Here is a 26,760-nt window from a genome sequence, read left to right on the forward strand (position 1 = left end):
ATTTACGCCTTCAGCAAAGTAACCTCCCGAACCACTACACCTAGTGGTTCGGGAGGTTACTCTATAATAAAGACAGCCCCTGATTATTAACCAAAATGATCAAAAGTTAAACCTATTAAGAAGAAATACTATCAAATAAATCAATACCTTCAAATTCACCTGCCAAATTTCGATATATTTTGAGTGCATTATTTCCTCTCATATATACGTCACCATCTTCAGCTATAAAATACGGTTTACCTAAGGTCGATTGTACATTATCCTTCATGGGATCAATCCCCACCCCATTTACCTGTAGACCGAACTGCTGTGCTTGAGAAGATGAGACATGCACATACAGTACAAACCCCTCGCCAACACCCACTGTCACATCTGCGTATTGGTACTCCTCTGTCCCTTGCAATGGATCATTTGTTACCGCAAGCGGATTGCCCTTGGCCAGAAGCAATTCTTCCTTCGTAGCATATAAAGCAACGCCTTGCAGTGAATCAAACCGATTTATAGAAGGGCTGGTTTCTGTGGCATATTCAAATGTGAGAACTGTCTTTGGCTGATCACTAAAAGTCGAGATAGGCGTCAACTGTGGAGACGCATCAAAGTATGGGGAAAGTAGACTAAACAAAAGAATGATAATGTTCATGTTGTTATCCCACCTTTCTTATCTGCAGCCGCCATTTACAGAAGCCTTGCTGCCTTAGCTTTAATGACGGAATTTTTTCCAAAGAGTTGCAGCTACATCTACACCTTTTAACACAGCAGTCATTTTCCCAGGTGCTTTCTTGGCATTAACAGCATCATAGGAGTTAACCGTACGTTCCTCGGCTGGAGTCAGCGGAGCCTCTTTTATGGATACGCCCTTACGCTTCTCCCTCAGTTCATGCGATTTACGATATCTCTCAATCACAGTTACTGATACTTGCTTAACGGTTAAGGTTAACTCATTCATAACCTCTCCCAAATTCTTCACAGAATCTATGACAGGATCAATCTTCTGAATTTTATTCTGTACATCAGCGGTAATTTCATTTGCATGTCTGACTGTAGTCTTCACTTCATAAGTCAGTTCATCCATCGTCTTCTGCACTTCCACCAAGGTTTGGCTTACTTTGTCGAGGGATTCCTTCGCTGACTGCAAAGTCTTAATTAGAAAGAAAACAAGTATTGCGAATGCAATAGCAACGAGAGCTACACTAAGTTCAATGATCATATTCATAACCCCTTCCAAATCTCATAAATAGTGGCTAATCAGCCTTGTATACTGCATAGTTACCCCTACTACCATATGCCGAAACAATCTGTCGAGCGTTGTCAAAACTCCCTGCTCCCCTTTGTTTCAGAATCAAAGTCCCCGTTTAAACAATGACTACAAATCAAAAAAAGGATAGGTGATATGTAATGTTAAAATGGTCCGCAATTCTGCTAGTTGTAGCTGTAATCGCTGGTATCTTTGGTTTCTTCAATCTTGTAGCAGCCGCTGCAGGTCTTGCAAAGATACTATTCTTCGTCTTCTTGGTTCTGTTTGTTGTCTCCCTCTTCACGGGACGCAGAGGTAGATCGATGTAGCCTCCTCCCATAAGTATCCATATATCTTATTCATCATGCAGAAAGTATAGGTCATTCCCACACAGATGTCACTTGAGAAAATAAGAAAAATTTATATCAAAATCCTAATGAGGAGGAACTAAACATGAAAAAATTCGCCAGCATTACAATAGCCTTGGGACTTATGGCTTCCCTAGCAGCTACAGCATCAGCCGCAGAGGTAGCAGGTACTACTACAGATTCTACGATGGAAACTGGAAGCACTTACACTACTTCTTTTGAAACGATCATTACGCCATCGGATATTGTTCCAGCGACACCACAAATTGTTCTGACCGAAAAAACAGCTTTCCATTTTTCCGTCGGCAGTATAATTCCCGCAGGTTGGCTTAGCGCTCAAACGCTTGACACCACAGGTGAAGTGATTACGGATACTTGGGGCAATGAATGGAGAGAAATTTACACTTGGCTAGGAAAAGCGTGGGTAAAGGTTCCTGTGGCTGCCAATGTAATTATGTAATTTGTACTGAAAAGATGATAACAAGCATAAACGCCTTCGGCGTCCCTATAAGGACGGCAAGTGTTTATGCGAGAAATATAAGGATAATTTATAGAACGGAACATATAAATTCTTATATTTACAAAAAGCTACCCCCTCAGTAGATCATTCTACTGAGGGGGTAGCTTTTGCGCTTACGCCCGCCTTTGTTCACCCGTCACAAACATGCGATGCTGCCGCTTCTGTACACCTATATAATTATCGGATGACCGATCCCCCGTAGAGAAAACGATTCGTCCAAGAAGCGCTTAATTTATCTACTTTTACCCCGCCTGAAGCTACGGAATAAGTATGTAGAATTTGTCCATCTCCCAAATAAATAGCAACATGCGATATTCTTGCCTTGGATTTATCGATCCCTTCATAAGCAGAAGCGGAGTTTCCTTTATAATCCATAAAGAACATTAAATCGCCGCGTTTCAAACCGGAAGTAGACGTAACCACCGTACTATTCGATTTCACCCAATCTCCCTGTTGACGGGAATCAGCAGGCAGTTTCAGATTCACAGCATCGATAAAGATTTGCCGGATAAAATCAGAACAATCAAAGGTACTTGTATCATATCTGCTGGATCCAAACTCATAAGGTGTCCCAAGATAGCCCATACCTGCTGAGATTATACTTTCGATTTGGGCGGAAGCCCCCGGTGTTGAAATAGGTGGTGCTGGAGGTGCTGGTGGTACTGGTGCTGGCGGCATTACCGTCCCAGTCCCCCCGTTATTAGCGAACGAAGTATATTGATCACTTGAGCTTATATATCCAATGCTACCATCAGAGGTTTGAATTTGATACCAGTAGCTGTTCGGCTGTGCCAGAAGTTGTACTTGTTCCCCCTTCTTCAAAAGTCTCAGTACTTTTCCGCTTGTTGAAGGAGTAGTTCGAAGATTCACCCCGTACTTAATGGTTCCCGTTTGTGCTGATGGTGCTGTTGGTGTACCCACTGAAGATGAATTTACGCTGATATACTTATTATCCGTGCTTGTATAACCTACAGATCCATCTGCTGTTTTCACCTGATACCAATAGTTATTCGGTTGCGCCACAATCTGCACTTGATCTCCCTTTTGCAAATACTTCACTACTTCTCCACTTGTAGAAGGTGTGCTGCGAAGACGAACACTTGCCTCGATGACCGCTGTTTGACCGGTTGCTGCCGCCATAACTGAATTTGATGGACTTGAGGCTGCTGCTGCATTTCCAGGAGCAGATACTCCTAAACCTGCAACAATTGCAGCTGAAACCAACAAGGATGCTGTTAATTGCTTATGTGATTTAATCATATGTTCCCCCAATACCATGATGAGATTTCAACAAAGGTGTGTACTACATTCCTTTATGCCCTCATTATAGGCTTGCCCGGGATTTGGAACATGCTCCAAATTGCACATATAATCATGCCACTTTATGGTAAAACACAGGACTATAGTCTTGAATCCTCCTTGAATATGTTTGTTTTTTCCTTAAAATAGATTTTTTTAAATTTAATCTTTAGGTTCCACATGCACCTGCACATTCATAATGTTGTGTAGCTTGCTCATTCTCTCTTCAATGGAATCACTGATTTTATGGCCTTCCACCACTGTAATATTCGCATCTACCTCCACTACGACATCCACGTGCACATGATTCCCATGAACCCGTGCCTTCACATCTTTAATCCCTTCTACTCCCGGCGTTCGGGCGATCGTACTACGTAGATCCATCAACCTGTCTTGATCAAAGCCATCCGTTAGCCGGTAGGTCGAGTCACGAAAAATATCCCATGCCGTCTTAGAGATAATTAGTCCGACAACTACCGCCGCCGCAGAATCAATCCATGGCAATCCAAACTGAGCACCCACAATCCCAACAGCAGCACCTATACTAACCATAGCATCCGAAAAATTATCTTTCGCCGCTGCCATTAGAGCACTGCTATTTATCTGCTTAGCCAGCCTTTTGTTGTATATGTATACTCCCATCATTGCTACTGCACACACTAGAGCCACACCGGCTGACATCAGCTGCGGCATTTCCTTTGCACGATCGAAGAAGGACCGTACCGCCTCCACAATCACCTGAATACCTACTACCGCCATAATAAAGGAGGCTAATAATGCAGCTACTGTCTCTGCCCGAAAATGTCCATAAGCATGGTCAGAGTCAGGTGGCTTCTGCGAAATCCGCAGACCAATCAACACGGCTACGGATGCTACGATGTCAGTTAGATTATTGACCCCGTCCGCGACCAACGCACTAGAGGCGAATAGATAACCACTGACCAGTTTGAATGTCGATAAAATGAGGTAAGCCGCTATGCTAACCCAAGCTCCACGCTCGCCTTTACGTATATCTTCGTAAATATCAACCATTTTGGCGATCTCCTCGTTTTCTGTTTTGTAAGAAAGAATTCTTTCAATTATTCTTGCCCTTGTAGCAGCATTTAAAAACAATTAGAATAAAGTGAAGGACTTGCTTCGAAGGAGGTTATCATAATGAGCGAAAGCAATGAAAAAGGAAAAATCAATTTAGCCGAAGCTATCCGGCAAAAGCTGGAGCAAAAGAAACAACAATCTTCCTCCAAACCTGGATCAACTTTTCAGGCCGGCTCCGCCAAACCGCTAAAAAGTCAGAATAACAAAAAGCCTAACAACCAACGTCGTCGTACCGGCGGATCCTAGTACTATCTTATAAACATAAAAGGCTGCGTATCCCTCAGGGACAACGCAGCCTTTTATGCGTTCGCCTGCCTTAAAGGATGGGCTAGAACTCATCAAATTCATTACTGATTCTCTTTATTATAGAATTAGCCAACTGAAAACATGCGCTTTTTGGGAAACCTCAAGTGCTAAGACTTCCTGTCTTGCAAGCCACGCGTATACTCCCCGTAGAATTCTCCACAGCCCTCACCTACCGTTACGTTTGAAAATCGAAATTATAAAGACAGCTACCCTAATCCTATTAGGATTAGAGTAGCTGCTTATCGGGTTCCTTCCACATAGCGGAAAGTAAATATTACACTTCTGCAGGATACATGCGTTGGCGCATTTCCTTAATTTCAGGATTCTCCAAATACTCATCGTAAGTCATCGTGCGATCAATTACACCTGTAGGTGTGATTTCAATGATACGGTTAGCGATCGTTTGGATGAACTGATGGTCATGGGAAGTAAACAGAATGGTACCGTCGAAATCGATCAGTCCGTTATTCAGTGCCGTAATGGATTCCAGATCCAAGTGATTGGTAGGTTCATCGAATACAAGTACGTTCGCACCGTTCAGCATCATCTTCGCCAACATACAGCGAACCTTCTCGCCCCCGGACAGTACACTTGCTTTCTTCAGTGCTTCTTCTCCGGCGAATAGCATCCGTCCAAGGAATCCACGCAGGAACGTCTCATCCTGATCTTTAGAATACTGACGCAGCCATTCTACGAGATTCATGTCCACGCCATCGAAATAGCTGGAATTGTCTTTCGGAAAATAAGCTTGAGTTGTAGTGACTCCCCATGCATATTCACCCGCATCCGCTTCTTGCTCACCCATGACCACATCAAACAGAAGTGATTTAGGCTGGGAATACGGACCCACGAAAGCAATCTTATCTCCTTTGTTAACTACAAAACTGATTTCATCAAGAACCTTCTCACCTTCAACCGATTTGGTCAATCCGCTGATCGTCAGAAGCTGCTTACCTGCTTCACGTTCAGGTTTGAAGTTGAGGAACGGATATTTACGGTTAGATGGACGAATGTCATCCAACGTAATTTTCTCAAGTTGTTTCTTACGAGAAGTCGCCTGTTTAGACTTGGAAGCATTGGCCGAGAAACGCTGAATAAAGGCTTGCAGTTCCTTGATCTTGTCTTCTTTCTTCTTGTTCGAATCACGCTGCAAAGCTTGAGCAAGCTGACTGGACTCGTACCAGAAGTCGTAGTTACCAACGTACATCTGGATTTTGCCAAAATCAATATCCGCAATATGCGTACATACTTTGTTCAAGAAGTGACGGTCATGAGATACTACGATAACAGTACCTTCATAATCCATGAGGAAGTTCTCTAACCAGCCAATCGATTCTAGATCCAAGTGGTTGGTAGGCTCATCGAGCAGGAGGTTATTTGGACGGCCAAACAAGGCTTGTGCCAAGAGTACCCGTACCTTCTCATTGCCGCTCAGTTCGGCCATTTTCTTGTCATGCAGTTCACGCATAATTCCAAGACCGATCAGCATGGCAGCCGCATCCGGCTCTGCATCCCAGCCATTAAGTTCTGCAAATTCGCCTTCAAGCTCACCGGCACGTAGACCATCTGCTTCCGTGAAATCAGACTTCGCATAAAGCGCGTCTTTTTCTTTCATGATTTCATAAAGACGAGTGTGACCCATAATTACTGTTTCAAGTACTGGGAATTCATCATACTCGAAATGATTCTGCTTCAGAACTGCAAGGCGTTCACCTGGTGTTATATGAACATCACCCGTGTTCGCTTCAATCTCCCCGGAGAGAATTTTCAGAAAGGTTGATTTACCAGCACCATTGGCACCAATCAAACCATAGCAGTTACCAGGGGTGAATTTTATGTTTACATCTTCGAAGAGAGCTCGTTTTCCGTAGCGGAGTGTTACGCCGCTTGTGCTAATCATTACGCATTACCATCCTTTTCACTTTAGGGTTTCGGCTCATTATAGCATAAAATCAGTGCAAAAATCCCGTGAAATAGGCATTTAAGCTGATCTCTCTCCTACGAAACTTATTCCAACTGTTTTACAGCGACAACTTTTAAGGAGGAATTTTTTCAATTATTCCTCAGATGTGCGATTCTCCGGTTGTACGACCAGTGTTTCTCCATAACCGAGTGTACGAATTCGGTCCTCAGAAATCTCATGCTTAATTCTGGCGATCTCCATGCGATCCAATGCTTCCCGGGCGGTATCATCAGCAAGTCTGAAGGTACCATAATGCATCGGAATCATGCTCTCCGCTCCTACATCAAGAAAAGCCTGTATAGCCTCCTCAGGATTTACATGCTGAGAGGTCATGAACCACTCCGGTTCATAAGCTCCAATCGGCATAAGCGCGATATCAATCTTATAACGGCTTCCGATTTCCTTAAAGCCTGGAAAATAACCGCTATCCCCAGCGAAATAAAGGTTAGGTGAAGTCTTCTGATTTCCGGAGTCAGCGGGCTCCAAAATGTACCCACCCCAATGAGAAGTATTCGTATCCCAAGGCGTTCTCCGCGTCCAGTGCTGAGTAGGCACAAAACTAAGCTTGATCTTACCTAGCTTAATCTCCTGCCACCATTCCATTTCCACACAGTTGTGGAACCCTTTGCGGAGCATTTTCCGCTTCAGACCTACAGGAACTACAAGCGTTGTCCCTGCCCGATATAATTTGCGGATAGAGGCGATATGCAAGTGGTCATAATGAGAATGCGAGATCAGAATCAGGTCAATCGGCGGCACTTCGCTAAGCGGAATCCCAGGTTGTCCCAGTCTTTTCTCAAAACCTAGCCTTCTCGCCCAGATGGGATCTGTAATGATATTCATCCCTTCATATTGAAGGAAAAATGTCGAATGCCCAATCCACGTAATGGTAGACTCCTGCTTATTCTCCAACAGATAAGACAATCTTGGCGGCGTATTCGGCACAACATATGAATAGTCCTTCTTCTTCCGACGACGCTCTTCACGCCACTGGCGAAATTCTTTTATTGTTTTATCGGTACTTACATTGTCGACGTTATGGTAACGAACTTTAGGCATAAAACACCTCTTCTGCAGAAGTTTGCCAAGCAATCCTGACTTTAGCGGATATACTATAACTATATTGAACAGCAGCGCATTTTGCAAAATATACAAATCACATGATAAATGTTCGCCATTTTATTCCAACACTATGCAGTCACTGGCGAAATAATAGAAGAGTTTCTTTTGTGTTTCACGCCAGAAATGAGGTAAAATGCGTGTAAAGACCACGGTGCATGTACCGTTCAAGGGGGAGCTACGTATGAAGATTACATTTATTGAACCGACTCCAAGTCCAAATACGATGAAGCTTCATTTGGACGAAAGTTTAGAACCCGGAATTCGCAGAACCTATACTCCGGAAAGTGAGCGGTCCGCACCTGCTTGGGCACGTGAAATGTTAACGATACCGGGCGTTACTAGCATTTATCATGCTGCTGACTTCGCAGCACTTGAACGCAAAGGAAACGCCGATTGGGCAGCCATTCTAAGAGAAGTTCAAAGCCGCTTCGGGAGCAGCGAAGGATTAACTGGCGATTGGAGCCTAGACGACGAGAATGCCGGGGCTCACTTTGGGGAAGCGCAAGTCTTCGTCCAAATGTTCCGCGGGATTCCGATGCAAATCCGCGTAAAAACGGGCGCGAATGAGGAGCGCATATCCTTAGCTAACCGCTTTACTAAAGCGGTTATGGATGTGGCTAGCGCCGTAATGATCAAAGAGCGCAAGCTCACCGATTACGGCGTGCGTTATGGCGAGCCCGCGGACATTGCGCGCGAGGTCGAGCAAGAGATCGAAGCGGCGTATCCGCAGGAACGCCTCGACTCTCTCGTGCAGCAAGCCATTGCGCACGGAGCCGAAGGTGAGTTCGTCGAGCAGAGACGAACTCGCACTCAGGATGAGCTGCTGCGAGACCTGAAGCATGAGGATTGGCGCGTGCGCTACGCCGCGCTAGAGGATCTTACGCCGACGGCGGAGCTCCTGCCGGAGCTTAAGGCAGCGCTACACGATCCCAAGCTGCATATTCGCAGGCTTGCGGTCGTGTATCTGGGCGACCTTCGCACGCCCGAGGCGATGGAGCTGCTCTATGAGGCGATGGCAGACAGTGCGCCAGCCGTAAGACGTACGGCAGGCGATACACTGTCCGACATCGGCGATCCTGCCGCCACGCCAGTGATGACGGCGGCACTAACGGATAAGAGCAAGCTTGTCCGCTGGCGCGCGGCTCGTTTCCTTTATGAAGTTGGCACATCCGAAGCTCAAGATGCGCTTACCCTTGCTGCGGATGATCCAGAGTTCGAGGTTGGCCTTCAGGCCAAGATGGCTTTGGAGCGTATCGCCTCAGGTGAAGCTGCAGCGGGCACCGTCTGGCAGCAGATGTCAGAACGCCGTCGTAATTAACACGGAAGTACCTGATTTTGTCATTGCTTTGATATGTAAACTTGCTTTATACTAATTCCTGTTGTTTATAAATGAATGAAGTAAAGATAGCCTCGTCATACTAAGATGAGGTAGAGGTCGCGGATATAAAGAGTACGCGTGTGGAGACGTTAGAGCCGTCTATGAATCACGCCGAAAGGAATATCTGCCGAAGCTTGCGCTGTAGCTCTTACAGCGGTGCAGGCTGGGGCCGTTGCCGAAAGGCACGGAACTGTCACATTGTACAGCCTGCGTAAGTAGAGGCTACAGTGTGTTGCGCTATCTTCACAGGGAGTATGATGCGGAGCTGTATAGATGGAAGCCGCAGATATAGTCTGCGGCTTCTTTGCGTTTACAGATTTTGTATGTTTCGTACAGTCATCCATAACCTACTGGAAATCACGAAGTATACCTCCCGCATTGCGGGAGTCAGCAGCTCAGAACTCCCCGTTCATGAACAGTAAGATTAGATCATAAGGAGTGTCATATTCATGCAGGGTAAGCAGCAAAAACCAGCGCAAGGCAACATGAATCAGCCTGCGCTTAAAAAATCGTTCAAAGCAAGACATTTGACCATGATCGCGCTTGGCGGATCTATTGGTACGGGTCTGTTTCTAGCCAGTGGCGGCGCGATCGCTTCAGCAGGACCTGGCGGAGCCCTTCTAGCTTATACGGCTGTGGGTGTAATGGTTTATTTTCTCATGACTAGTCTTGGGGAGCTCGCTACCTATTTACCGGACTCCGGGTCCTTTAGTACCTACGGCACTCGTTTCGTCAGCCCCGCCTTTGGCTTCGCCATCGGTTGGAACTTTTGGTATAACTGGGCGGTTACGATTGCGGCAGAGCTATCAGCGGCTACCGTCATCATTAAATACTGGTTCCCCGACAGCCCTTCCTTTCTCTGGAGTCTGGTGTTCCTACTGCTGATGTTCGGCCTTAACTTCCTATCTGCTCGTGGCTACGGGGAATCAGAATATTGGTTTGCCATTATCAAAATCATTACCGTTATCGCCTTCCTCGTTGTCGGGGTCCTCATGATATTCGGCATTATGGGTGGAAAAACCGTAGGCTTCAGTAACTTCCAAATCGGAGGAAGCTCCTTCCACGGTGGCTTCTTTGCCTTCGTTGGAGTCTTTATGGCAGCAGGATTCTCCTTCCAGGGTACCGAGCTAATCGGCGTTGCCGCTGGTGAGAGTGAGGACCCACGTCGAAATGTCCCCATTGCGATCCGCCAAGTATTCTGGCGTATATTAATCTTTTATATCCTTGCCATTTTTGTAATCGGAATGCTGATTCCTTATACGAACCCAGATCTGCTACGCGGTGGCATTGATGATATCGGAGTCAGTCCGTTTACGATCGTGTTCAATAAAGCCGGGCTTGCAATTGCCGCATCCGTAATGAATGCCGTCATTCTCAGCTCCGTACTGTCAGCGGGGAACTCTGGAATGTATGCCTCCACCCGTGTCCTGTATGCCATGGCTAAGGATGGCATGGCTCCGCGCGCACTGGGTAAGCTCAATCGCCGTGGTGTCCCTGTTGGCGCTTTACTTGTAACAACGGCTGTTGGAATGCTCGCCTTTCTCGCTTCATTCTTTGGTGACGGCGCCGTATATAATTGGCTGCTGAACGCCTCTGGTATGTGTGGATTTATTAACTGGCTGGGCATTGCGGTCTGCCACTACCGTTTCAGACGTGCTTTTATAGCACAAGGCCACTCATTAGATGAACTACCTTACCGAGCTAGATGGTTCCCATTCGGACCTATCTTTGCCTTAGTACTTTGTATTGTAGCTATTCTCGGTCAGAATATGGGTGCCTTTTCAGGTGGAAATATTGACTGGTATGGCATTGCCGTTTCTTATATCAGCTTGCCGCTGTTTGTCTTAATCTGGGTTGGCTATCGCTGGTTCCGAAAGAGTAATATTATTCCTTTAGATAAATGCGATCTTAGTACTCACCCAGAATAAATAGACTAGTTAAAAGACGTAAGGGATATCCCGTAGCCATTAGGCTTCTGGGATATCCCTTTTTTATGTCCTTTTATTCCCAAGTCACATACACTTTGAGGTCGCCCGTATTATCAAAAGATGAGCTAGAATAAGACACATCCTCTAGTCCAAGCTTATATAATTCCTGCAGGTCATTCTTAAGCTTTGTTCCACTCCCTTGATAACGGAATAATATAGACACTTCACCGGAGGCGATCGCCTTATTGGCTAACCGGGTCAGATCTTCTGCCGAACGTACAATTAGCTCATCGGCATAAAGCTCATAATTGAGATTCTTCTGAAGCTGTTTATACACAGCCGCACTCTGTCCTCCACGCTCCACAAGCGCAGACAAGGTCTTATGATAGGCTACCGAAGCTGCCGGATAAGACTTCGTCCAGCTATGGTCCTGACGCATCTGTGCATCCGTCCTCAAGTAGTATGCAGTACTAATCACACCAGCCTTATCAGGTGTCGGGTCATCCCAAGTGGTGTCGAGGTGATACCACCGTCCATCTAATAGTACAAGATTCCAGGCATGCAACTGGCTACGTCCACCCGGTTGTTTTGCTGTACCCTCAACGATTTTATTCGTGAATCCAGCTTCCTTTAACATCTTATAGGTCAACAGCGAGTATCCTTGGCAAACTGCGCTGCCACTCTTCAGACCTTCATAAGCCGTATATTTACGATACGAAGTATCATACTTCAGATGTAGCACAACCCAATCGTGGATAGCCTTCACCTTCTGATGATTGTTCATGCCCGGCGTTATGATCTTCTTCAGCGCTGCCTTCACTTCTTTGTTCACAAAAGCGGTCTGCTCCAGTGTCTCCAAATATTTCACTTCTACCGTAACTTTTACCGCGCTTGCGCTCCCTCGATAAGTATATCCGTAGCTGTCTATAATGTAATACAAATAAGGGTCACTAGCCATCGCTTGATCCAGCGCCGCTTGAATTTTCGTTTTCAAATTTGAGGCTTTGCTCTCATAAGTAAAAGTAATCGTCTCCCTACGGTTGTTCATCGCACCCGTTAGCTTCTGCGCCACTTCATTTACAGAACGAAGGGTTGGTGAACTCGAAGCCGCATAAGCATGACCCCAGCCCCAATAAATCATCGGTGGAATAGCAGCGAATATAATCACTCCTCCCAGAATGATCTTTACTAATGTGAAGCGTTTTTTCCACATATATATTCCGTTCCTCCGGCTCCTATAGACTTATAATGAACCCTACCATTTAATAGATAATGAGCGCTTAGGCAAAAAAAGACTGCTCCCTGTAGAATAATTCTACTCTGAGAACAGTCTATATGCTAGACCGATGTGTTTTATTCGCTTAGTGGTGTAATGATATAGGTCTCTCCTATTACGGTTTCAAATTCCATCTCTGTCCCTAATCGTGAACCATCGGGCTTTTGAATGAGTAAAGGCTGGCGACTATAGATTCTGCATAGTTGTCCATGTGTCGAGGTCAGTTCCGCCTTCATTAAGCGTCCCTCACGCCATTCTATATTCGTGATAAATCCGCCTCGTGCTATCAAGCCTTTCACACTACCTTCAGACCATCCTTCTGGAAGAGCGGGTAATAATTCAATCCCCTCCTGATGACTCTGCAAGAGCATCTCGGCCACTCCAGCCGTAGTTCCAAAGTTACCGTCAATCTGAAATGGAGGGTGATTACCGAATAAATTCGGCAGACTGGAGTCTTGCAAAATACGACGTAAACAGCTATACGCACTCTCGCCATCCTTCAAACGCGCATATAAATTAAGAAGCCAGGCTGCACTCCAGCCCGTGTGTCCACCCCCGCTTTCCAAGCGCTTCTTAAGCGATAACGCTGCCGCCTCCGCTAGCTCCGGTGTGGAGGCGGGACTAATTACATTCCCGGGATATAAATCATACAAATGAGAGACATGGCGATGCCCAGGCTCTTGTTCAGCAAAATCCTCATTCCATTCACGAATACGTCCGTCCGGTGCAATGCCAGGATGAGCGAGTCGTTCCTGTTTCTGGCTCAGCTCCTGCCTCAGCTGGGCATCGATATTCAAAATCTCAGCAGCCTGAATGCAATGCTTGAACAGTTCAGCGATTAACGATAAATCCATAGCTGAGCCAGCTGAAACACTGCATGGCGTGCCATCAGCAGTCAAGAATACATTCTCCGGCGAGGTAGACAGACTTGTTGTCCATCTTCCATCAGGTAGCTCCACAAGCCAATCCAGACAGAATAACGCGGCTCCTTTTAACAGAGGATAAGCCGTACTCCGCAAATATTCCTCATCTGGACGAAAAGCATAACGTTCCCATAGATGGCGAGAGAGCCAGACCCCACCCATCGGCCAAAAAGCCCACATGGCCTTGCCGTCCGACGGTGACGTCATGCGCCACAAATCAGTATTATGATGCACTGCCCAGCCACGTGCGCCATAATGAATATTTGCTGTACGACTGCCAGCCGCGCTAAGCTCCGTAATAAAATCTATTAAAGGTTCGTGGCACTCACCCAACCCGCATAACTCGGCTGGCCAGTAATTCATTTCAGTGTTTATATTGGTCGTATAATTGCTGTTCCATGGCGGCTGAAGATAGGGATTCCAGATCCCTTGCAGATTCAGAGCTTGCGTCCCCGGCCGTGAGCCAGCAATCATCAGGTAGCGGCCATACTGGAACAGCAGCGCTTCTAGCGCAGAATCTGCCTGCCCTTCGCGGTACCGTGCTAGTCGCTCATCCGTGGGAAGCTCTATCCGAGGGGAAGATGCAAGCGTCAACTCCACGCGGCGGAACAAAGACTGATGATCCTCTAGATGGCGCTGCTTCAGCTCCGCATATCCAGTAGAGGATAAAGCTAATTGCTCTAGGCACAACTCCGAAGGCAGCTTACCGCCGCTTCCTGGCATCCGGTCATACCCGGCATAATCGGTTGCTGCAGCCAGACGGATGGTAATGGAGCGCGCACCTGAAACCGACATCGAGCCGTTCTTTGCTACACGATTGCCGCCATCTGTACGGATTTCCATTGCAGCTGCAAAACTTATGCCAAGCCCCTCTTCGTATAATACGGCACACGGATGATCTCCTACATAATTATCAGCTACATGCGACGGGGCACGGCCGGTCATTATCAGCATACCGGCGGGAGTAATCTCTGAACAAGAAGGATGCGGCGAAGTGAGAGCCACCGAGAAATCCGGTAGAATGCCCAGGCCCTCTCTCCCCTCTGCACGGATATGAATGACTATAAGTTCATCCGGTCTGCTGGCCAACACTTCTCGCACAATTCTTACATCCCCAGCAGTATAGGATACCGAAGCAAGCGCTTGATCCAAATCAAGCTCCCTCTGGTAATCCTCTACAGGACCGGCAAGATTGAACTTCATTCGCAAGTCTCCGAGCGGTTGATAGGATTCGGTCCGTCTGCCTAACATCTTGGCATCCACTAGTGCTTCAGCTTCCTTGTATTTTCCCTCTGCCACTAACTGTTTGGCCGGAGCCAAATGACGCAGCGCCTCATAATTAGCTGTATCCCGCGGAAAACCCGACCATAAGGTGTCTTCATTTAGTTGAATCAGTTCTTCTTCCGTTCCGCCAAAGACCATGCCGCCCAATCTGCCGTTACCCACGGGCAGTGCCTCTTCCCATACCGCTGCCGGCTGTTTATACCAGAGCTCATGCCGCCCAGTGTGTTTGCTCTCTCCCATGTATATTCCTCCTATCCTGTAATCACAGATGAAAAAGAAATCGGCGGGAGGCCCGGACTTTCGTTCGGACTTCCCGCCATCTTCATGCTTTTATTATATTAGCCGTAATTCAATAATTACTCATTCCAAAGTTTCACGCGTTGTTTAACCAGCTCTTCACGTAAATCTTCAGCTTTCGTCACACCAGCTTTATCCAGTTCAGCCATGTAAGCATCCCAAACTTTGTCGAAATCCGCTGGTTTGGACAAGATGGCTTCAGGAATCCGTTTCCAACTGATATCCTTCAGCTTGTTGTCGAGAACAACGATTTCGCTATCCCCAGGAATCGTGATATTCCATGCCGCACCCCAAGGTTTAACTTTGAATTCATCTTCACTTGGGAAGAGGTCTTTCCAAGTTGTTGCTTTATAAGCAGCAAGTGTTTCTTTTTCAACTGCATTGTAGCCTACGGTTACTTGCTCAGGGAAACGAGTTGTATAGTAGTTTCCAGTTGGATCCAATACACCGTCGCCATAGTGAGCGCTAAGCAGTGCGTAGTTTGATCCGACATTGCCAAGTCCAGTTTCTTTTTGGAAATTGGTAGTATCATTATATTTACGGTTGTTTACATCTTCAGGAATGACGCGTTTGCCGTCCACTACGCTGTAATGCTTGCCTTCGATACCCCAGTTAACTAATACTTGACCTTCATCGGAAGCTAAGTAGTCCAAGAATTTAATTGCACGTACCGGATCTTTAGCGTCTACGCTGATCCCAATGCCGTTACCACCCATAAAGCCTGTAGGCCAGAAGGAAGTTTCTTTGTACTCTTCAGACAGGGTTACTGGATAGTGTCCGTATCCTTGATCCAGCTTGCCTTCAGCTTTCAATGCTCTTTCTCCATCGCCATAACCCCAGTCTTGGTCAATCAGACCAATAACACGGCCGGTAGCGATTTTAGCTTTGTACTGGTCATACTTTTGAACGAAGCTTTCCGGGTCAAGCAATCCGATATCGTTCATATGGTTGAGCCAGCGGAAATATTCTTTCTCAGCAGGACGACGGAAGTGATAAGTTACTTCTTGTGTATCGATATCGATAGCATATTCACCATCATCAGGGGAGCCTGTAGTAGTGAAAGCCGGATTAGTCACTGTAATGTACATGTACCAATCGTCTGCATTTAGGGTCAGACCAATGTTTTTGTTACCATTTTCATCCGTAGGATGTTTTTCCAAGTAAGCCTTGATGACATTCTCATAGTCTTGAACCGTCTTGATTGCTGGGTATCCAGCTTCTTTGACAGCACGGTGCTGTAGTTCGAATCCGCCACCAGCATCAAAATATTTATTATCCACACCAGCATACGTAGGGATAGCATAAATCGCATGGTCATCGTCACTGTAACGTGAGCGTTTCAAGCCTTCTTCGCCCAATACTTTTTTGATATTAGGAGCATATTTATCAATCAGGTCTGTCAGATCAAGCATTGCACCTGCATCCACCAGCTTACTGACATCGGTCTTGGCACTGATCAGATCCGGATAATCGCCGCTCGCTGCGATCAGCGCTACTTTTTGAGCTGGGTCACCAACTGCGTATTCAGCATTCAAGGTAACACCTGTTTTTTCCGTAATCACTTTACCTACTTCGTCTTGCATGCCTGTCCAGTTCGGGTTAGGGTCAGCACTGAAGAAAGTCATCGTGAGCGGAGAAATATCCTCAACCGCATTGGCCGAATTAGCCGTATTCCCCTTATTAGTTGCATTTCCAGCTGCATTATTGCCGTTGTTACCACCGCAACCTGCGAGCATGCCGAGCATCATAATAGAAGTGAGTGTAAGTGCAGTTGCTTTAGCTTTTATTTTTCTATTATTCCCCATTAAATAAACCCTCCTTAAAATTGTTTATCTATCGTATCACAGATAAATCCTGTTAATACTTATCCCAAAACTTCCCAAAAGAAAAGAAAACGGATACATAACTCACTTAGAATGTAGGGGAGACTAAGCTCCCCTGTAACTGAAGCTGTGATTAGCTCTTCACAGCACCAAGTGTCATACCTTTAACAAAATACTTCTGAATAAATGGATATACTAGCAAGATCGGCACGGTTACGACAATCGTAATTGCCATTTTGAGCGACTCTGGCGAGACTTGGTTGGAGGCCAGCGAAGCAATGTTGGAGCGGTAATCGCCTCCGTTACCACTGGTTGTAGTCTGCAGAACCTTCATCAGTTCATATTGCAATGTAGTCAGGTGTGGGCTCGATCCGTTATACAGATACGTATCAAACCACGCATTCCATTGACCTACTGCGAGGAACAGCGCGATTGTTGCTAACGCTGGTTTCATCAGTGGCAGAATGACCCGGAAGTAGATGGTAAAGTCATTGGCTCCGTCCAGCTTCGCCGATTCCTGCAGCGCATACGGCAGGCCATCGATGAAAGAGCGGATAACGAAGACGTTAAAGGCACTGACCAGTCCAGGTAGGACATAAACTGCAAAGCTGTTCATCATATGCAGATCCTTGATCAGCATGTATATAGGAATCATTCCTCCAGAGATATACATGGTCATCGCCAAGAAGGTGGAGACGAATTTACGGCCTGCAAAGTCAGGGCGACTAATCGTAAACGCCAGCATTGAGGCACTGATCAGTCCGAACAAAGTACCGATAACTGTCCGCAAAGCAGATATTTTAAACCCGGTGATTAATCCCGAGAAGGTGAAGATTTTTAAGTAATTGTCCCAGGTAAATGCCCGGGGATAGATGGTGATCCCGCCGCGCACACTATCCACTGAATCATTCAGCGAGATCGCAAGCACGTTCAGAAACGGGTAGATCGTAATTACAACCACGAACAGTACTACAAAGTACACAACGAAATCAAAGATCCGGTCTGACCACGACTTTCCGGTGATAGCTGTATTTCCCACTGTAACGCTCTCCTTTCATGAAAAGGGCAATTATACTGCCGCGATTGGTAGAAGGGCCTCCTTGTGTTACAGAAGGCTCTCTTTAGTTGTACGTTTAAAGATTCCATTAATCGTAAACAGCAAGATTACACTGATCACTGAGTTGAATATATTGATCGCGGTACCGTAGGAATATCTCGCCATGCCTAGTCCGTATTTCAGAGAGTACAGATCCAGCACCTGAGAGTAGTCGGTAACGAGGTTGTTTCCGAGTAGGAATTGCTTCTCGAAGCCGATATTTAGCAAATTACCGATCGACATAATGAGTAGCACTGTAATGGTCGGGCGGATACCAGGGAGTGTAATATGCCATACCTGGCGGAGCCTGCTGGCACCGTCCACTCGAGCCGCTTCGTACAGTTCAGGTCCGATACCTGCAATGGCCGCAAGATAGATGATCGCGTTCCATCCGGTTTCTTTCCACACATCTGATAAAGTAACGATTCCCCAGAAGAGATGACCCTGGGCCATAAACTGAATAGGTGAGTCTATAAATCCAATTCCTAACAAGAGATCGTTTACAAGACCATTTTCACTAGATAACATTTTAGTTACAATTCCCGCTGCAACCACCCAAGATACAAAGTGAGGCAAATACGAGACGGTCTGAGCAAATCGTTTGAAAAAGCCAAGGCGCACTTCATTGAGCAATATTGCAAACGTTATCGGAAAGATAAAGCCTGCGACCAAGCCCATTCCGCTCATCGCTAGTGTGTTACGTAGCGCCAATAGGAATTGCGAATCACTAAACAGCGTCTTAAAATGTTCGAAGCCTACCCATTCTTGTTCAAAAAAGCCGCGTGCGGGCTTGTACTTTTGAAAAGCCATCGTCCAGCCCCATAATGGGAGATAACTGAAAACGAATGCCCAGATGACAAAAGGTATCGACATCATCCACAAATACTTTTGATTCTTAAAGCTTCTCCAAAACCGTCCTCCTGAAGCAGGCTTTTTGTTGCGCATTCGGGTGTCCGGCGGGATTTGAGCAGTTACTGTGTCCGCTTTCATAAAGCCCCTCCTCTCTATGCCTTAATTCTAGAACTTTGTAAGCGATTGCAGTACCCTATAAATTCGACTTAAAATCAGGTAAAAATTAGAGATTTTTGTCCGTGGTGAATTCTCATTTCGGCTCATCGACACAGGGGGGCTAATGCTGCTTGGCTTATGCTTTATTCTTTTGATGAGGTTCATAAAAATATCTGCTGGATGTTAGTCGCTACGCAGAATATTTGGACTTCCGACCGCTGTTATCCTCAGATTTCCTGATTTGAACCGCTTCTCGCGGTAGAAATCCGAGGATAGCATATGCTTTCGAAGCGAGCTTTTCTACGAAAAGCTTTCGGGCGAACGCTCCGCTTCTACAGTTCCAAATATTCCTCTTCACTCCTTTTCCAGCAGATTTTTAGAACCCTGATTCTAAAGAAAATGCATTAGCCCTCCACCCGCATAAGCTTAAGCAGGTGTCTATTTAACTACATTAATACTTCACCACGTACAATTGGTGGGAGTAGGGAAAACAAAAAAAGACCCGCGGACTGAGGTTCAGAAACTTACCTGAACCTCAGCCGCGGGTAAACATCAGGAGCCATTGAAAATGGTACATTGAGAATTTAAATCCTTAAATGCTTTTACGATAAGAAGTTGGAGAGATGCCTACATATTTACGGAACTTAGCGTTGAAATAATCGGGGTTCATATACCCTACCTTCTCAGCCACCTCGTATACTTTCATACCTTGCGTCAGAAACTCCTTAGCCTTCTCAATCCGCACTTTGTCCACGTACGTATTGAAGTATTCCCCTGTGGTATTCTTGAACATTTTACCGAGATAAGCGCTGTTGTAACAGAATAACTCGGATAAGGTCTCCAGCTTTAGGTTCTCATTATAGCGGCGGTTGATGATCTCCGTGATCTTCTTAATTTCATTTCCACGCCCACTGGTCATCTGACCCGCAATTTCTTCGAGAAATGAGACGGCCTGATCCTGCAGATCAGACAAATAATAACTTTGATATAGCTCCCCTATTGGAGGAGAATGCTCTGCTGCATAGGTGCGAATTTCTGGATAAGTCGGCTCCAGACGGGCCAACACAGTGCTAAGAAGCCTCACAAAGGTCTCTTTAATTCGCAATTCGTCGCTGCCCGCAGAGATAAGCTCCGTACAGATGGTCTGCACGATCGGTCGGATCGCGCTAAGACTTCCGGTTTCCACTGCAAGTAGCAGACGACTCTCTGTCTCTTGCGCGTCTTCGATCTCCTCCCTCTTCTCCATTAGAAATCCTGAAGGATCTGTACTGATGATCCCCTTCTTGAAGAAGAAGGAGCGTCTTATCAGTTCACGTGCTGCATTCAATGATTCTGCCGCCATTTCGGGCCGCGGTATTACTCCCCCCGCTACTGCAATGAAGTCGTATCCCTTCTGGCCAATCGTTGCAGATAATTCCTTATATAATTCTTCCCGTTTGCTCGTGCTCTGGTCCGGGTCCTTCATAAGAATCCCCAAATACTGCGACAACGTAAAGAATGAAGCATTAGGGTGATTACTAAAATGCTGTTCCATTACTGTTTTGATTCCCTGGAGATCCTCATCATTTGCACCAGCTGTTTTTCTTAACTCCATGAGGATGACTTCGTAATTCCCCTGTTCCAGTCCTAGCGCATTCACATGTCTGCTAAGGTTCTCCTCCTCCAGTTCTTCCTCTGAAGTTGGCTGTAGTAGCGCTCGAAGTAAAGCTTCCCTATTGCGAGCAGGCTCATCCTCATTCCAGTCACTGAACCGCTGCTCCTGCTCGATCGTTTCATGTAGCTGTTCCAGACATACGATCATCTCATCTTCATCGACTGGCTTCAACAAATAACCGTCAATCCGATAGCCAATCGCCCGCTTAGCATATTCAAAATCCGCATGCCCACTCAAGATGAGCACATGACTTTCGGAGCCTTCTTTGCGAAGCTCACTGATCATTTCCAGACCATCCATTCCAGGCATACGAATATCAGCAACGATAAGCTCCGGGTAGAAGGTATGATACTTTTCAAGTGCTTGCAAGCCATTAGCTGCTGTAGCTACCACCGTATAACCGAGCGTCTCCCATGGGATCAGACTTCGAAGTCCTTCCCGCAGCTTCGGCTCATCATCGACAATCATCACTTTTATCATAGATTGTTGTCCTCCATTGGTATGCAGAAGAAAATAACCGTTCCTACATTAGGTCTACTCTCAATCGATAGCCCATATTCTGCGCCGTAGGAAAGTTTCAGCCGGTCATGGACATTACGAAGTCCAATTCGCTCACCTTCACGCTCTTCCTGGCGCTCAAGCGTGTTCTGTAATTCTTCCAGCTTATTTGGAGATATCCCTACTCCATTATCTGTAATCGTAAATTTAGCATGATCCCCAACTTGTATAACTTCCACCGTCACAAATGCGCCTTCCATCTTATTATCCAGTCCGTGGATTACGGCGTTCTCGACAAGTGGCTGAATAAGAAGCGGGGGCATATAAAGAGATTCAACGGCAGGGTCTACAGCAAATTGATATTTCAACCTCTCCTCATAACGGAATTGCTGAATATCCAAGTAACAACGTACCACTTCTAATTCCTGACTAAGCAAAATCTTACTGCGTCCTACCTCCAGGTTACTGCGCATCATTTTACCTAGAAGACGTACTACACGGGCAATTTCCACTTGTCCTTTCATGTGAGCTTCCATTCGAATCGCTTCTAGTGCATTGAACAAGAAATGCGGGTTAATCTGGCTGGCCAGCATTTTGAATCGTATATCATTTTGTTTCTGTTCCAGCAGACTGTTCTGAGCATTGGATTCCTGTACCTCATACATCAAATCATTAATGCTGCGTACCATGGAATTGAATTGACGAGCTAACAGGGCAATTTCATCCTTGCCATCAATCTTTAATGTCGTATCAAAATCCCCGGTACTGACTCGGTTAATATGTCTGCTTAAATGCAGCAATCGTCGTGAGAACAACGAGGAGAAGCTATATATAATTAAAAAGGCTAATAGAACACTTATCGCAACCACAGTAATCGAAAGCTTAATCACTTGATTCGGTTCTTTAACTATACTTTCAATCGAAAAAACAGATATAATTCGTAGGGCATTTCGGCTGGATTGTGGTTTAAGCTCCTCTATCACAATTTTGGAAGCTTCACCATCTACTACGGCTTCATAGCTTCCACTTCCCTGCCCCAAGAGCTTCGTGTCAAAAGAAACCTCCGCCAGCTTTTTGCCTGTGCGGTCTTTCCGGTTCGCTGCAATGATATTGTCCTGATCATCGACGATCATGGTATCAAAAGATTCTTGGCTTAGGATGGATGCAAGCTGCTGACTGTTCACATTAATAACGAGTACACCAATTTTGCTGGAGCCCTCCAGCTCAATTTTGCGGACAAGACTTAAATAATTCCGTTTATCACGCTCATCTTCTATATATTCCCAACCGACAAGACTATCGTACCGCTGTGCTCTCTGATACCACTGGCTCTCCTTAATCTCGGGCGAAGGATTGATCAGCTCCCAGTTGTTAAGCAGCGTAGCATTGTCAGTATACAAGCGAATGTTGGATATATCTTTATACAACCTTAGGTACTCACGCATATCCGAGTAATCGCGATAAGCTTCCACTACATCATAAGTGCTAACATACTGACGTATGGCAAGTCTTTTTAACCGTGCATCATTGCTCAAGCGATATGCGATATCTTGAGATACACCGATGACTTCTTCCGTTCTTTTCTTTACCCGATCTACGTTGATTGAAGCTTGTTCCAGTGCGCTCTGGAACGCCATGGTTCTCATCTCAAACGTAAGATAACCGCCTACCAGTAATACCGGAAGTAACGTGGTGAGTAAAAAAGCAAGCAACAGCTTATTACGGATTTTGATGTCATTCAACAGCTTAACGATCCATTGGAACATGGCCTTCCGCCCCCCGAAACCTTCACTCTCTCATGCAGCGTTTAACTCTGCCCTGAAGATACCCCATACTTTACAGAAGAAAAATAGGAACGGCAACAACTTCGAATACAGCCTATTCTCACATTCATAGACGAGATGGTCATAAAAAGGTCCTCCGCCATATGCGAAAGACCCTTTTCATCTGACATATCAAGCATAAAAGACGGTAAGTGTTTAAGCGAGAAATATAATGGTACTTTATTGGCGGTATGCAGCCAGCTTGTTATTCAGTTCACGGGTCTGACCGTAGACTTCCTGATAGAGGTTGAATAAGCCGTCATAGATTGCCGCTTGCTTAGGATCTGGTTTATACACATCCGCAGGACGGATGAAAGCTTCTGCACATGCACTAAGGGATGTGAACCATCCGCTACCGTATGCTGCCAACATCGCTGCTCCCATGGCTGGACCTTGCTCACTTTCAAGCCTCACGATGGATGCATTAAAAATATCTGCTTGCATCTGGAGCCATGCCTCATTTTTAGCCCCGCCACCGATCGCAATGATTTCAGTAATCTCTTTGCCTGAATCACGTACAATCTCGATAGATTCACGTAGCGAAAAGGTAATACCTTCTAATACAGAACGTGTAAAATGAGTCAATGTATGACCGGAATCCATGCCAATAAAGCTTCCGCGAATATTCGCATCTGGATGTGGCGTACGTTCCCCTACGATATAAGGTGTAAAGAGCAGTCCACCGCTACCCGCTGGAATGGAGGACACCCCACTTAGAAATTCATCAAAGCTCTTGTCTGCCGCAAAGGTTTCTTTAAACCATGTAAGGCTATGACCTGCTGCTAGTGTAACGCCCATGATATAGTAAGCATCTTTTTCACCATGGTTGAAGAAATGGACTTTTCCTTCGAGATTTAAATCTTTGTTGCTCTCATAGGAAAGAACTACACCAGATGTTCCAATACTGCACATCGTCCGGCCTTCACCAAGGACACCTGCTCCAAGTGCTCCACATGCATTATCCGCACCACCAGCAAATACTTTTGTTGATGATAAAAGACCTGACGCTTCAGCAATATCAGGCAATAACGTTCCTGTCTGTTCAAAGGACTCTACCAGTCTAGGACAAAGGGAAAGTGGCAGTTCAAAAGCTTCAGCAATTTCAGCACTCCACGTTTTAGAACCTACATCTAATAAAAGCGTTCCTGCCGCATCGGAATAATCCATCGCATAATCACCGGTCAACCGAAGACGTACATAGTCTTTTGGTAACAGGAACTGATACGCTTGTGATAATACCTCAGGTTCATTCTCTTGTACCCATAGAATTTTAGGAAGTGTGAAGCCTTCCAGCGCACGGTTTCTAGCAACCTCAATAAGCTTTGCTCCGAGCGTCTTCTCTATTCTTCTGCACTGTGCCGTAGTACGGGTATCATTCCAAAGAATGGCCGGACGAAGCACTTGACCTTCCTTATCCACTAGTACCAATCCGTGCATTTGTCCAGAGAAGCTAAGACCGTCAACTTGTGATGGGGCTATGCCCGATACTTCAATCAAGCGACGAAGGCTGACCAATGTCCCTTTTACCCAGTCTTCAGGATTTTGTTCGCTCCAGTTCGGTTGTGGTCTGCTTAGCGGGTAGGATTCGGAATGCTCAAAAGCCACCTTCCCCTGCGGGTCCACTAGAACAGTCTTCACTGCACTAGTGCCCAAATCTACACCTATAACGTATTTCATATTTGACCTCCTTAAAGTTTTATGAGCGCTTACTTCTTTGAACTGCTTCGAATAAAACTTACTTCGTAAGCATCCTGCTTAGTTTTGTGAGCATAGACTTCATTGAATTACTTCGAGCAAAACTCGCTTCGTAAGCATCCTGCTTAGTTTTGTGAGCATAGACTTCATTGAATTACTTCGAGCAAAACTCGCTTCGAAAGCATCCTGCTTAGTTTTGTGAGCATAGACTTCATTGAATTACATCGAGCAAAACTCGCTTCGAAAGCATCCTGCTTAGTTTTGTGAGCATGGACTTCATTGAATTACTTCGAGCAAAACTCGCTTCGAAAGCATCTGCTTAGTTTTGTGAGCGTTCTAGAATTTCTTTGTACAAAAAAAGGGGGCTGCCGAAGAATGCTCTCTTCAGCAACCCCCGTTGCATTTGTTCAAATATAAGAAAGTATAAGTTTCACACTATACTTTATCCTTATATTTCCCGCTTAAACGCTTAGCGTCCTTAAAGGACGCCAATAGCGTTTATGCTTGATACTGCACTCAAGGCGTTTGCCTTAAGCTCCCTGTAAATCCTACTCAGCCAAGATGTATTGGTTAAGTGTAGCTCTCAGGTATTCCTGACGTCCGGATTGGTTAGGACGTGGGCTCTCATTGTTCAAAGCATATTCAGCCAAGGAAGCCAGAGTTGCTTTGCCGGATACGATGTCAGCGCCAACGCCTTCATTGAAGCTGCTATAACGTTTTTCCACGAAATCTTCGAATACGCGATCTTCGATCAATTTAGCAGCTACTTTCAAGCCTTTTGCATAAGTATCCATACCAGCGATGTGTGCTAGGAACAGATCTTCAGGCTCAAAGGAAGGACGACGTACTTTAGAGTCAAAGTTAATTCCACCTTTGCCAAGACCATCATTCTTGAGTACTTCATAAAGAGTAAGTGTTGCATCGTAGATATTCACCGGGAATTCATCTGTATCCCAACCAAGCAGTGTATCACCTTGGTTAGCGTCAAGCGATCCAAGCATGCCGTTGATACGGGCTACACGAAGCTCATGTTCAAAAGTATGACCTGCAAGTGTAGCATGGTTAGCTTCAAGATTCAGCTTGAAGTGCTTGTCGAGGTTGTATTTTTGCAAGAACGAAATTGTTGTTGCTGCATCGAAATCATATTGATGTTTCGTAGGTTCTTTTGGTTTAGGCTCGATCAGGAATTGACCGTCAAAACCGATTTCCTTAGCGTAATCTACAGCCATGCTGAACAGACGAGCAATGTTATCTTGTTCAAGACCCATATCTGTATTCAGCAATTCTTCGTAGCCTTCACGACCGCCCCAGAATACATAGTTGCTAGCGCCTAGACGTTTACCAACTTCCAGACCTTTCTTCACTTGTGCTGCTGCGTGTGCGAAAACATCAGCGTTAGGCGTAGAACCTGCACCGTGCATATAACGTGGGTTAGTGAACATGTTAGCTGTATTCCATAGCAATTTCTTGCCGGAAGTCTTCATACCTTGTTCAAGGATATCAACGATGGTGTCAATGTTGCTGTAGAATTCACGCAAAGATGCGCCTTCAGGTGCGATATCTACATCATGGAAACAGAAGTAAGGCAGATCCATCTTGTCCATAAATTCAAAAGCAGCTTCTGCACGAGCCTTAGCTTTGTCCAGACCGTTCAATTTGTTCCAGCTACGAATTGCTGTTTCAGCGCCAAACGGATCAGAACCGCCAGCAGTTAATGTATGCCAATAAGCCATTGCAAATTTCAGATGTTCTTCCATAGTTTTGCCGGCTACGACTTCTTTAGGATTGTAGAATTTAAATGCAAAAGGGTTGGTGGAACGGCTTCCCTCGTAAGAGATTTTGTTCACTGTCTCAAAATAAGCCATTGTGTAATCCTCCTCAATTTGTGCTTCGCCCGCAAGCGTTTACAGGATCATCTTAACACATCTTTCGGACTTTGTATATTGGTTAAACAAAGTTTTGATAAGTTTTTCATGTCCATTTTTCGGAGCCCTGTCTAGCTTCCGCTCTTCTCTTCCCAAATATAGGAGATCCATGTTGGCAAATTCCCTCTAGACGCTATGTATTGCAATTTCCAGCACATCACTCTAGACTAAGTGGCATACAACAAATGGGAACTATGCCAAGCTAAAACGCCTTTAGCGTCCTTTTAAGGACGGTAAGCGTTTAT

20 protein-coding genes and 1 riboswitch are annotated in these 26,760 nt (G+C 45.6%); of the genes, 5 read left to right on the forward strand and 15 right to left on the reverse strand.

The genetic code is table 11. The annotated features are described in order from the left end of the window. Window positions 1-115: 115 nt before the first annotated feature. Together UQ64_RS22775 and UQ64_RS22780 are read right to left on the reverse strand one after the other, a co-directional pair. The gene (locus UQ64_RS22775; protein WP_060625726.1) at window positions 116-640 is read right to left on the reverse strand and encodes a hypothetical protein; all 525 of its coding nucleotides are present in this window, start codon (window positions 638-640) and stop codon (window positions 116-118) included. A gap of 60 nt (window positions 641-700) precedes the next feature. Next, window positions 701-1,207 carry a DUF948 domain-containing protein gene (locus UQ64_RS22780; protein ID WP_060625727.1) on the reverse strand — a complete coding sequence of 169 codons (507 nt, stop codon included), beginning with the start codon at window positions 1,205-1,207 and terminating at the stop codon, window positions 701-703. Window positions 1,208-1,395: 188 nt separating this feature from the next. Here UQ64_RS22780 and UQ64_RS30330 point away from each other — a divergent pair, with 188 nt between their 5' ends. Both UQ64_RS30330 and UQ64_RS22785 read left to right on the forward strand, forming a co-directional pair. Further along, entirely contained in the window at window positions 1,396-1,563 is a 168-nt protein-coding gene (locus tag UQ64_RS30330; protein WP_042131050.1) for a DUF1328 family protein, read from the forward strand. Between the two features lie 124 nt (window positions 1,564-1,687). Then, on the forward strand, window positions 1,688-2,062 hold the full coding sequence (locus UQ64_RS22785; RefSeq protein ID WP_060625728.1) for a hypothetical protein: 375 nt from the start codon (window positions 1,688-1,690) through the stop codon (window positions 2,060-2,062). 237 nt (window positions 2,063-2,299) lie between these two features. Here UQ64_RS22785 and UQ64_RS22790 read toward each other — a convergent pair whose 3' ends face one another. Both UQ64_RS22790 and UQ64_RS22795 read right to left on the reverse strand, forming a co-directional pair. Then, window positions 2,300-3,382, reverse strand: coding sequence for a C40 family peptidase (locus UQ64_RS22790; protein ID WP_060625729.1), 1,083 nt, complete (start codon window positions 3,380-3,382; stop codon window positions 2,300-2,302). 201 nt (window positions 3,383-3,583) lie between these two features. Further along, window positions 3,584-4,453 carry a cation diffusion facilitator family transporter gene (locus UQ64_RS22795; protein WP_060625730.1) on the reverse strand — a complete coding sequence of 290 codons (870 nt, stop codon included), beginning with the start codon at window positions 4,451-4,453 and terminating at the stop codon, window positions 3,584-3,586. A gap of 123 nt (window positions 4,454-4,576) precedes the next feature. Here UQ64_RS22795 and UQ64_RS22800 point away from each other — a divergent pair, with 123 nt between their 5' ends. Continuing rightward, complete coding sequence (locus tag UQ64_RS22800) at window positions 4,577-4,762, forward strand: hypothetical protein (RefSeq protein WP_042131054.1); 186 nt, start codon at window positions 4,577-4,579, stop codon at window positions 4,760-4,762. Between the two features lie 334 nt (window positions 4,763-5,096). On the opposite strand, the gene UQ64_RS22805 is transcribed toward UQ64_RS22800, so the two are convergent. Both UQ64_RS22805 and UQ64_RS22810 read right to left on the reverse strand, forming a co-directional pair. Beyond that, on the reverse strand, window positions 5,097-6,722 hold the full coding sequence (locus tag UQ64_RS22805; protein WP_060625731.1) for an ABC-F family ATP-binding cassette domain-containing protein: 1,626 nt from the start codon (window positions 6,720-6,722) through the stop codon (window positions 5,097-5,099). A 156-nt stretch (window positions 6,723-6,878) separates the two neighbouring features. Beyond that, on the reverse strand, window positions 6,879-7,844 hold the full coding sequence (locus UQ64_RS22810) for an MBL fold metallo-hydrolase (RefSeq protein ID WP_060625732.1): 966 nt from the start codon (window positions 7,842-7,844) through the stop codon (window positions 6,879-6,881). A gap of 244 nt (window positions 7,845-8,088) precedes the next feature. Between UQ64_RS22810 and UQ64_RS22815 the strand changes: the two genes are divergently transcribed. Next, entirely contained in the window at window positions 8,089-9,225 is a 1,137-nt protein-coding gene (locus UQ64_RS22815; RefSeq protein WP_060625733.1) for a virulence factor, read from the forward strand. A gap of 103 nt (window positions 9,226-9,328) precedes the next feature. Further along, a riboswitch (Lysine riboswitch) is annotated at window positions 9,329-9,533 on the forward strand. A 201-nt stretch (window positions 9,534-9,734) separates the two neighbouring features. After that, window positions 9,735-11,213 carry an amino acid permease gene (locus UQ64_RS22820; protein ID WP_245238184.1) on the forward strand — a complete coding sequence of 493 codons (1,479 nt, stop codon included), beginning with the start codon at window positions 9,735-9,737 and terminating at the stop codon, window positions 11,211-11,213. A 73-nt stretch (window positions 11,214-11,286) separates the two neighbouring features. Here the strand turns inward: UQ64_RS22820 and UQ64_RS22825 are convergent, their stop codons facing one another. From UQ64_RS22825 to xylA, 9 genes are all read right to left on the reverse strand, one after another. Further along, window positions 11,287-12,426 carry a transglutaminase domain-containing protein gene (locus tag UQ64_RS22825; RefSeq protein WP_060625734.1) on the reverse strand — a complete coding sequence of 380 codons (1,140 nt, stop codon included), beginning with the start codon at window positions 12,424-12,426 and terminating at the stop codon, window positions 11,287-11,289. Between the two features lie 140 nt (window positions 12,427-12,566). After that, a complete protein-coding gene (locus tag UQ64_RS22830) occupies window positions 12,567-14,936 on the reverse strand; it encodes a glycoside hydrolase family 95 protein (protein ID WP_060625735.1) in 2,370 nt (789 codons plus the stop codon). A 116-nt stretch (window positions 14,937-15,052) separates the two neighbouring features. Beyond that, window positions 15,053-16,798 (reverse strand): ABC transporter substrate-binding protein, encoded by a 1,746-nt coding sequence (locus UQ64_RS22835; RefSeq protein ID WP_156417650.1) that lies wholly within the window; start codon window positions 16,796-16,798, stop codon window positions 15,053-15,055. Window positions 16,799-16,949: 151 nt separating this feature from the next. Further along, the gene (locus tag UQ64_RS22840; RefSeq protein WP_060625736.1) at window positions 16,950-17,855 is read right to left on the reverse strand and encodes a carbohydrate ABC transporter permease; all 906 of its coding nucleotides are present in this window, start codon (window positions 17,853-17,855) and stop codon (window positions 16,950-16,952) included. 66 nt (window positions 17,856-17,921) lie between these two features. Then, window positions 17,922-18,857 carry an ABC transporter permease gene (locus UQ64_RS22845; protein WP_245238186.1) on the reverse strand — a complete coding sequence of 312 codons (936 nt, stop codon included), beginning with the start codon at window positions 18,855-18,857 and terminating at the stop codon, window positions 17,922-17,924. Window positions 18,858-19,512: 655 nt separating this feature from the next. Continuing rightward, window positions 19,513-21,054 (reverse strand): response regulator transcription factor, encoded by a 1,542-nt coding sequence (locus UQ64_RS22850; RefSeq protein WP_060625738.1) that lies wholly within the window; start codon window positions 21,052-21,054, stop codon window positions 19,513-19,515. Then, complete coding sequence (locus UQ64_RS22855; RefSeq protein WP_060625739.1) at window positions 21,051-22,838, reverse strand: sensor histidine kinase; 1,788 nt, start codon at window positions 22,836-22,838, stop codon at window positions 21,051-21,053. Before UQ64_RS22855 ends, UQ64_RS22850 begins: the two co-directional genes overlap by 4 nt. Before the next feature lie 237 nt (window positions 22,839-23,075). Then, a complete protein-coding gene (gene xylB / locus UQ64_RS22860; protein ID WP_060625740.1) occupies window positions 23,076-24,572 on the reverse strand; it encodes a xylulokinase in 1,497 nt (498 codons plus the stop codon). Between the two features lie 566 nt (window positions 24,573-25,138). After that, window positions 25,139-26,455 (reverse strand): xylose isomerase, encoded by a 1,317-nt coding sequence (gene xylA / locus UQ64_RS22865; protein WP_060625741.1) that lies wholly within the window; start codon window positions 26,453-26,455, stop codon window positions 25,139-25,141. Window positions 26,456-26,760: the final 305 nt, after the last annotated feature.

This window comes from Paenibacillus etheri (assembly GCF_001012825.1).
Lineage (GTDB): Bacteria > Bacillota > Bacilli > Paenibacillales > Paenibacillaceae > Paenibacillus_AQ > Paenibacillus_AQ etheri.